The 9,503-nt window shown below is 74.2% G+C and carries 2 protein-coding genes; both read right to left on the reverse strand.

The window, feature by feature from the left end:
• Window positions 1-3,980: type I polyketide synthase (locus AQJ58_RS40000; protein ID WP_159056420.1), on the reverse strand; the 3,980-nt coding region annotated here is incomplete at its 3' end.
• A 76-nt stretch (window positions 3,981-4,056) separates the two neighbouring features.
• Window positions 4,057-9,503 (reverse strand): type I polyketide synthase (locus tag AQJ58_RS40005; RefSeq protein ID WP_067259551.1); only part of this gene is annotated, 5,447 nt, incomplete at its 5' end.

Below are 9,503 nucleotides of genomic sequence, written 5' to 3' on the forward strand. Positions count from 1 at the left end.
AGGGCGGGATCGGGGGCCGTCGCGTCGAGCGTGACCGCGCCCTCGGTGACGACCACCAGACGCGCGCCCTCGAACCGCTCCTCCGCCAGCCACTCCGTCAGGAGGCCGAGAACCCGCGTGGTCACCGCGTGGGCGGCCTGGGCGGTGTCGGCGGCGGCCGGGCGTTCAACCCGGAGGAGTACGTCGGCGGGCACCGTCTCGTCGGGTTCCGGCAGAGCGGTGCGAGCGGAAGCCGGGGCGGGTCCCTTGCTCGCGGGGACCTTCACCCAGTCGGTCTGGAAGAGGCTGTCGACATGGCGGTTGTCCGCCTTCGCCAGGTCGCCGGACGCCTCCCGCAGCACGAGCGACTCCACCGACGCCACCAACCCACCCGCGGCGTCCGCGAGCTCCAACGCCACCGCGTCCGACCCCAGCTCCACCACCCGCACCCGCAACGCACGCGCACCCGACGCCCACAACGACACCCCGGACCACGAGAACGGCAACCGCGCCCGCCCGTCCCCCAACGCCGACGTGAACATCACCGCGTGCAGCGCCGCATCCACCAACGCCGGATGCGCCCCGAACCGCTCCGCGACCGTCTCCTGCTCCTCCGGCAGGGCGACCTCGGCGAACACCTCGTCGCCACGTCGCCACACACCCCGCAGCCCACGGAACACCGGACCGTACGACAGGCCCAGCCCGGCGAAACGCTCGTACACCCCCTCGACCGGCTCCGCCACCGCACCCTGCGGCGGCCAGACACCGAAATCGAAACGGTCGGCGGGCGGCGCGGCCGAGGCAGTGGACAGCGCACCGGTCGCATGGAGCGTCCACGGATCGGAGTCGAGGGCGTCCTCGGCGAGGGAGTGGATCTCCAGGGTGCGGCGGCCGGCCTCGTCCGCCGCGCCCACCCGCACCTGAACCCGGACCCCACCCCGCTCCGGCACCACCAACGGCGCCGCGATCGTCAGATCCTCCACCCGGTCACACCCGGCCTGCTCCCCCGCCCGCAACGCCAACTCCAGGAACCCCGTCCCCGGAAACACCACCACACCCGCCACCACATGATCCCGCAACCACTCCTGCACCCCACACGACACACGCCCCGTCAGCAGCAGACCATCCCCACCCGCCAACTCCACCGCCGCACCCAGCAACGGATGCCCCGCCACACCCAACCCCACCGCACCCAGATCGCCGAGTGCCGAGCCCGTGTCGCGGGACCAGAAACGGCGCCGCTGGAAGGCGTAGGTGGGCAGGGGGACTTGATCCTGGTCGGGAGCGGTCGGCTCCTCGTGGGGGAACGCCGTCTGCCAGCGGACCGGCAGACCGCCGGCGTGGAGCTGGGCCAGGGCCTCGAGCAGGGTCTCGGGCTCCGGGCGGTCCTTGCGCAGGACGGTGGCGAACAGTTCGGAGCCGCCGTCCAGGCAGCTCTGGGCCAGGGCGGTCAACTGGCCGTCGGGGCCCAGTTCCAGCAGTCTGCCGACCCTGCGTTCGGCCAGGGCACGTACGCCGTCGGCGAAGCGGACCGGCTGGCGGACGTGCCGCACCCAGTAGTCGGGCGAGGTGAGTTCGCCGGGTTCGGCCGGGCGGCCGGTGACGTTGGAGACCACGGCGATGCGCGGTGCGCTGTAGGTGAGTGTCTCCGCCACGGCCCGGAAGTCGTCGAGCATGGGCTCCATCAGCGGCGAGTGGAACGCATGGCTCACCCGTAGCGCCGTGACCTTGCGGTCCTGGGCGCGGAAGCGGTCCGCGATCTCCTCCACGGCGTCCGCCGCACCCGAGACCACCACCGAGCGCGGCCCGTTGACCGCGGCGAGACCGACCTCGTCGCCGAGCAGGGGCAGGACCTCGTCCTCGGTGGCCTGGAGCGCGACCATCGCGCCGCCCTCCGGCAGTGCCTGCATCAGCCGGCCCCGTGCCACCACCAGACGGCACGCGTCCGCCAGCGACCACACTCCGGCCACATGAGCGGCGGCGAACTCACCGATCGAGTGCCCGACCACGACGTCGGGGCGTACTCCCCACGACTCCAGCAGCCGGAACAGCGCCACTTCCAGGGCGAACAGCGCCGGCTGCGCGAACTCCGTGCGGTTCAGGCGCTCGGCGTCCTCGCCGAACACCACCTCGCGCAGGTCGAAGGGCAGTTCCGCGTCCACGGCGTCGAAGGCGTCGGCGAAGACGGGATAGGTGGCGTACAACTCGCGGCCCATGCCGAGCCGTTGCGAACCCTGGCCGGTGAACAGGACGGCCAGTCGTCCACCGGGCCGGACGGTTCCCGTGACGGTGCCCGGCTGGGGTTCGCCGGCGGCGAGGGCGGTGAGGGCGGTGCGGAAGTCGTCGAGGGTGCGGCCGGTGAGCACGGCCCGGTGTTCGAAGGTGGAGCGGGTCGTGGCGAGGGCGTGGCCGATGCGGGCCGGGTGGGGGTGGGGCACGTCGTCCAGGTGCGCGAGCAGGCGGGCGGCCTGGGCGTGCAGGGCCGTGCGGCTGCGGGCGGAGAGCACCCAGGGCAGGGGGTGGTCACCGGTCGGCCGCTCCGGGTCGGCCGGGGAAGCGGTGTGCGGGGCTGCCTGTTCCGCCTGGTCGGCTCCGTCGAGCGGCGCCGGCGCGGGAGCCTCTTCGACGATCAGGTGGGCGTTGGTGCCGCTGATGCCGAAGGAGGAGACGGCCGCGCGGCGGGGTCGGTCGTCGTCGCGGGGCCAGGCCTGTTCGCGGGTGAGCAGGCGCAGGTCGGCGGCGGTCCAGTCGATGTGCCGGGACGGCTCGTCGGCGTGCAGGGTGCGGGGAAGCAGGCCGTGGCGCATGGCGAGGACGAGCTTGATGACTCCGGCGACGCCGGCTGCCGCCTGGGTGTGTCCGATGTTGGACTTCACCGAGCCGAGCCACAGGGGGCGGTCCTCGGGGCGCGCGGCGCCGTAGGTGGCCAGCAGCGCCTCGGCCTCGATGGGGTCGCCGAGGGGGGTGCCGGTGCCGTGGGCCTCGATGGCGTCGACGTCGTCCGTGGACAGGCCGGCGTCGGCGAGGGCGGCGCGGATGACCCGTTCCTGAGCCGGGCCGTTGGGGGCGGTCAGGCCGTTGGACGCGCCGTCCTGGTTGACCGCGCTGCCGCGGATCACGCCGAGGACGGGGTGGCCGTTGCGGCGGGCGTCGGAGAGGCGTTCCAGGAGGAGCATGCCGACGCCCTCGGCGGGCCCGAAGCCGTTGGCCGCGGCGGAGAACGCCTTGCAGCGGCCGTCGGCGGCGAGCGCGCGCTGTCGCCCGAAGTCGACGAACATCTCGGGACCGGACATGACGGTCACGCCGCCGCCGAGCGCCAGGTCGCACTCGCCCGAGCGCAGGGAGCGTACGGCGAGGTGGAGGGCCACCAGCGACGACGAGCAGGCCGTGTCGACCGTGACGGCGGGGCCCTCCAGGCCGAACGAGTAGGCGATACGGCCGGAGGCGACGCTGATGGTGCTGCCGGTGAGCAGATGGCCGCCGAGGTCCGCCTGGGAGTCGTGGGAGCGTGGCAGGTAGTCCTGGGCGATGGCGCCGACGAACACGCCGGTGGCCGAGCCGCGCAGGGAGGCCGGGAGGATGCCCGCGCGTTCCACGGTCTCCCAGGAGGTCTCCAGGAGGAGCCGTTGCTGCGGGTCCATGGCCTGGGCCTCGCGGGGGGAGATCTCGAAGAACTCCGCGTCGAACAGGGGCGCCTCGTGCAGGAAGCCGCCCTCGCGGACGTAGGAGGTGCCGGGACGGTCGGGGTCCGGGTCGTACAGCGCGTCGAGGTCCCAGCCGCGGTCTGCCGGGAAGGGGGTGACGGCGTCGGTGCCGGAGGACAGGAGCCGCCAGAGCGCCTCGGGGCTGTCGGCCCCGTCGGGGAAGCGGCAGCCCATGGCGACGATCGCGATGGGTTCCTGCCGCTGTTCCTCGAGGTCCTGCAGACGTTTGCGTGTCTGACGAAGGTCGGCCGTGACCAGTTTGAGGTAGTCCCGCAGCTTCTCTTCGTTGCTCGCCATTCGATGCCACTTCCTTGGAGGAGCCCCGTGGGGATCCGGAGACGTCGGGTCCTGAGCGGTCCGGGGTCGGTCGGGGTCAGGAAATGCCCAGCTCTTTGTTGATGAGGTCGAACATCTCGTCGTCCGTCGCGGATTCGAGTCCGGTGACGGTCGGCGTGGTGCCAGTGGTGTCGCCCGTGCCGGCCGTGCCGGCCGTGTCGCCTGCGGTGCCCGTCGCGCCCGTGGCGCTCGTCCACCGGGTCAGCAGGTCCCGCAGGCGGGCGGTCACCTTGTCGTTCAGCGCGGCGTCGTCGGTGCCGTCGGCCGCGGGGTGCGTGCCGGCCATCACGGACTCGATCTTGTCGAGTTCGGCGAGGAGGACGTCGGCCGGTCGTTCGTCGCGGGGCGCGCACTGGTCCAGCAGGTGGCGGGCGAGGACCGCGGGCGTCGGGTAGCTGAACACCAGCGTGGCCCGCAGCGTGAGTCCGGTGGCCGCGCCGAGCCGGTTGCGCATCTCGACCGCGGTGAGCGAGTCGAAGCCCAGCGACTTGAACGGCCGGTCGGCGTCGACCGCTTCGGGGTCGGAGTGCCCGATGACCGCCGCGGTGTGGGTGCGGACGAGGTCGAGGGCGGCCCGTTCCCGTTCCTCGGCGGGCAGTGGCCGCAGCAGCTCCGTGAACGACACCGGCGTACCGCTTCCGGTGTCCTGGCCGTCGGCCGGGGTGCCGGTGGTGTCGGCCGCGGCCCGCCGGACCGGGGTCCGGGCGAGTGCCTTGAGCAGGGCGGGCGGTTCGGTGCCGCGGCGTTCCAGCCCGGGCAGGTCGAGACGGGTGGGCAGCAGCAGCGCCTGGTCGGCGGCGAGGGCCGTGTCGAACAGGGCCAGGCCCTCGTCCGCCGGCAGCGGGGCGAGCCCCATCCGGCCGATGCGCCGCAGGTCGGCGGCGCCGAGGGTGCCCGCCATGCCGTCGTCGGTGTCCCACAGGCCCCAGGCCAGGGAGAGCGCGGCCAGTCCAAGGGCCCTGCGGTGCTGGGCCAGGGCGTCGAGGAAGGCGTTGGCGGCGGCGTAGTTGGCCTGTCCCTGGCTGCCGAAGGTGGCGGCCACGGAGGAGAAGAGGACGAACGCCGACAGGGGCAGGTCGCGGGTGAGTTCGTGGAGGTTCCACGCGGCCTGTGCCTTCGGGCGCAGGACGTGGTCGACGCGGTCGGGTGTCAGGGCGTCCAGGATGCCGTCGTCGAGGAGTCCGGCCGCGTGGAGGACGGCGGTCAGCGGTCGCTCGGCGGGGATCTCGGCGAGCAGTGCGGCCAGGGCGTCACGGTCGGCGAGGTCGCAGGCGGTGACGGTGACGGTGGCGCCCAGCCCGGTCAGTTCCGCGGCGAGTGCGGCGGCGCCGGGGGCCTCGGGGCCGCTGCGGCTGGTGAGCAGCAGATGGCGGACGCCGTGGCGGGTCACCAGGTGCCGGGCGAACAGCGCGCCGAGCGTGCCGGTGCCGCCGGTGATCAGGACGGTGCCCTCGCGGGGGGCCCGCTCCTCGGTGCGTCCGTCGTGCGCGTCCTCCACGGCGTGGGCCAGGTCGACGGGCAGCTCGGGGACGGTGAGGACGATCTTGCCGGTGTGCCGTGCCTGGCTGAGGTAGCGGAACGCCTCCGGGGCCCGCCGTACGTCCCATGTGGTGACCGGCAGCGGACGCAGTGCCCGCTGTTCGAACAGCGCGAGCACGGCCGTCAGCATGTCGGCGGTGTGGTCGGGGTCGACGTCCCGCAGGTCGAACGCCTGGTATACGACGCCCGGGTGGTCGGCGGCGACGGTCTGCGCGTCACGCAGGTCGGTCTTGCCCATCTCGATGAAGCGGCCGCCGCGCGGCAGGAGCCGGAACGACGCGTCGATCAGTTCCCGGGCCAGGGAGTTGAGGACGACGTCCATACCGCGGCCGGCGGTCACCCGCAGGAACTTCTCCTCGAAGTCCGTGTCGCGCGAGGAGGCGATGTGGTCGTCGTCCAGGCCCATGGCCCGCAGGGTCTCCCACTTGGCGGGGGCGGCGGTGGCGAAGACCTCGGCGCCCAGGTGCCGGGCCAGCTGGACGGCGGCCATGCCGACGCCTCCGGTGCCCGCGTGGACGAGGACGGCCTCGCCGGGACGCAGATCCGCCAGGTCCACCAGGCCGTGGTAGGCGCTGAGGAAGACGATGGGCGCCGCCGCGGCCTCGGTGAAGGACCAGTCGTGCGGCTGCCGGGTGAGCAGCCGGTGGTCGGTGACCGCGACCGGGCCGTACCCCCCGGAGAACAGGCCGAGCACCCGGTCGCCGGGGGCGAGCCCGGTGACACCGGGGCCGGTCTCCAGGACCACGCCCGCGCCCTCACGGCCGGGCACCTCGCGGTCGAGCATGCCGAGGCAGACCAGGACGTCACGGAAGTTGACGCCGGTGGCCCGCATCGCCACCCGTACCTCGCCGGGGGCGAGCGGTCCGGTGACCTCGGGGCACCCGACGAGGGCCAGGCTGTCGAGGGTGCCGGGCGTGGTGACGTCCAGCCGCCACACGGACTCACCGGGCGGCGGCAGCAGTGCGCCGCCGGTGCCGGCCGGGGCCAGCCGGGGCACGAGGACGGCGTCCGCGCGCAGGGCGAGTTGGGGTTCGCCGGAGGCGAGTGCGGGGGCGGGGTCGGTGGAGCCGGCACCGCCGCTGTCGTGGACGGCGGCACCGTGATCGGCGGCGACGGGCGTTTCGGGGTCGAGGTCGAGCAGGACCAGGCGTCCGGGGTGCTCCGACTGCGCGGAGCGGACGAGACCCCAGACGGAGGCGGCCACCGGGTCGGTGAGCGCCCGGTCGCCGTCGGCGGGCACCGCGCCCCTCGTCACCAGCACCAGTCGGGCGGCGCCGAGGCGGTCGTCCGCCAGCCAGCTCTGCACGAGGGCGAGGACGTGGTGCAGCACCGCCTTGGTGACGTCCACCGTGGCAGCCGACTGCGCCGGTGTCCCGGTCGCGGACGGGTCGCAGCCGACGAGGACCGCGGCCGGCAGGGGTGTGCCCGTGGCGACCGCCTCGGCCAGGGCCGTGACGTCGGCGTAGTGACCGGCCGGCGCGTCCGGGAGCCCGGCGATCTCCGGTCCGACGACGGCCCACTGTCCGGCCTGGTCGGGGAGGGTGCCGGACGGCGCGGGCAGCGCGCTCCAGTCCACCCGGAACAGGGTGTCCTGCCGGGCCGACGGGCGGACGGCGGCGGGGGTGAGTGCCGCCCCGCTCAGCTCACGGAGGGTGAGGGCGTCGACGCGGGCCACGCTGCGGCCCTCGGCGTCGGCGACGGTGAGCGTGATCGTGTCCTCGTCCACCGGTGCCAGCCGTACCCGCACGGCGGAGGCGCCGACCGCGGTCAGCGAGGCGCCGCTCCAGGCGAACGGCAGCCGCACCCCGCCGGCGGGTGCCTCGCCGGAGGCGTCCGCCGTCGCCCGTCCCGCGGCGAGCCAGGCGTGCAGCGCGGCGTCGAGCAGGGCCGGGTGCAGGCCGTGTCGCCCTGCCTCGTCCTGCTGGCCGGCGGGCAGCCCGACCTCGGCGTAGACGTCCTCGCCCTGCCGCCAGACGGCACGCAGGCCCTGGAAGACGGGGCCGTAGGTGTACCCCTCGTCCGCGAGACGGTCGTAGAAGCCGTGCAGCGGGACGGCGGTCGCCTCCGCGGGCGGCCAGTCCCCGAAGGGGCCGTCGGCGTCCGACTCGTCGGTGGGGTCGGCGTCGAGGACGCCGCCGGCGTGACGTACCCATCCCTCGGCCGTGGCCTCGGCGGAGTCGGCCAGGGAGTGGACGGACACGGTACGCCGTCCGGAGCCGTCCGGGCCGCCGACGGCGACCTGGATCCGTACACCGCCGTGCTCGGTGAGGACGAGCGGTGCTTCGAGCGTCAGGTCCGCCAGACGTGCGCAGCCCACGCGGAGACCGGCCTGGAGGGCCAGTTCGAGGAAGCCGGTGCCCGGGAAGAGGACCGCGCCCGCCACCGCGTGGTCGCGCAGCCAGGGGTGGGTCGTGAGGGAGAGCCTGCCGGTGAGCAGGGCTCCGCCGCCTTCCGCCAGCGCGACCTCGGCGCCGAGCAGCGGGTGCCCGGCGAAGGTCAGTCCGAGACCGGTCGCGTCACCGGCCGTGGCGGCCGGGGCGTCCGGCCAGAAGCGCTGCCGCTGGAAGGCGTACGTCGGCAGCTCGGCCCGGCGGGCGCCACCGCCCTCGAACACGGCCGGCCAGTGCGGTTCGGTACCGCGGACGTACAGTTCGGCCAGGGCGGTCAGCAGCGCGGCGCGCTCGTCGCGGTCCTTGCGCAGCGCGGGCACGAAGAGAGTCTGCTCGGCGGGGCCCGCCTGCACCACTTCCCGTGCCAGCGCGGTGAGTGTGCCGTCCGGTCCCAACTCGATCCAGCGGGAGACTCCTTCGTCGCTCGCCCGGCTCACGGCAGCGGCGAACCGTACGGCGTGGCGCACGTGCCGCACCCAGTGGTCGGGCGTCATCAGGTCTTCGGCTTCGGCGAGTTCGCCGGTGAGCGTCGAGACGACGGTCAGCCGGGGACGTCCGTACGCCAGGCTTTCCGCGACCTTACGGAACTCGGCGAGCATGGGTTCCATCAGCGGCGAGTGGAAGGCGTGGCTGACCCGCAGCCGGGTGGCCTTGCGGCCGAGGTCCCGGAAGTGCGCGGCGATCGCCTCGACGGCCGCCTCGGTGCCGGCGACCACGGTCGCCTCCGGTCCGTTGACCGCCGCGATGCCCACCTCGTCGCCGAGCAGGGGCAGGACCTCGTCCTCGGAGGCCTCCAGCGCGACCATCGCCCCACCGGTCGGCAGCGCCTGCATCAGCCGGCCGCGAGCGACCACCAGACGGCACGCGTCGGCCAGCGACCACACCCCCGCCACGTGCGCGGCGGCCAGCTCACCGATGGAGTGCCCCAGCAGCACGTCCGGGCGTACACCCCACGACTCCAGCAGCCGGAACAGCGCCACTTCCAGCGCGAACAGCGCGGGCTGCGCGTACTCCGTACGGTTCAGTACGTCCGCCTCGTCACCGAACACGATCTCCCGCAGCCCGAACGGCAACTCGGCGTCCACGGCGTCGAAGGCCTCGGCGAAGACGGGGTAGGTCTCGTACAACTCCCTGCCCATGCCGAGCCGTTGCGCGCCCTGGCCCGCGAACAGGAAGGCCGTACGGCCCCCATCGGCGACCGCCGTGCCGCTGATCACCTGCCCGGCGGGCTGCCGGCCGGACACCGCCCGCAGCCCGGCCAGGACCTGCTGCCGGTCGGTGGCCACCACCACGGCACGGTGTTCCAGCGCGGAGCGCGTCGTCGCCAGGGACAGGGCGACGTCATGGTGCGACAGCTCCGTGTCCGACGACAGGAGGGTCACCAGGCGCTCGGCCTGGGCGCACAGGGCCTGCGGTTCGGCGGCGGAGAGGGGGAGGATGACGCCGCGGTCGGCGCCCTTGTGGCTCTCGTCGCGCGCCCTGTCTTCCTCGGTCCGGTCCGGCGCGGCCGCCTCTTCGAGGATGACGTGGGCGTTGGTGCCGCTGATACCGAACG

This window comes from Streptomyces sp. DSM 15324 (assembly GCF_001514285.1).
Lineage (GTDB): Bacteria > Actinomycetota > Actinomycetes > Streptomycetales > Streptomycetaceae > Streptomyces.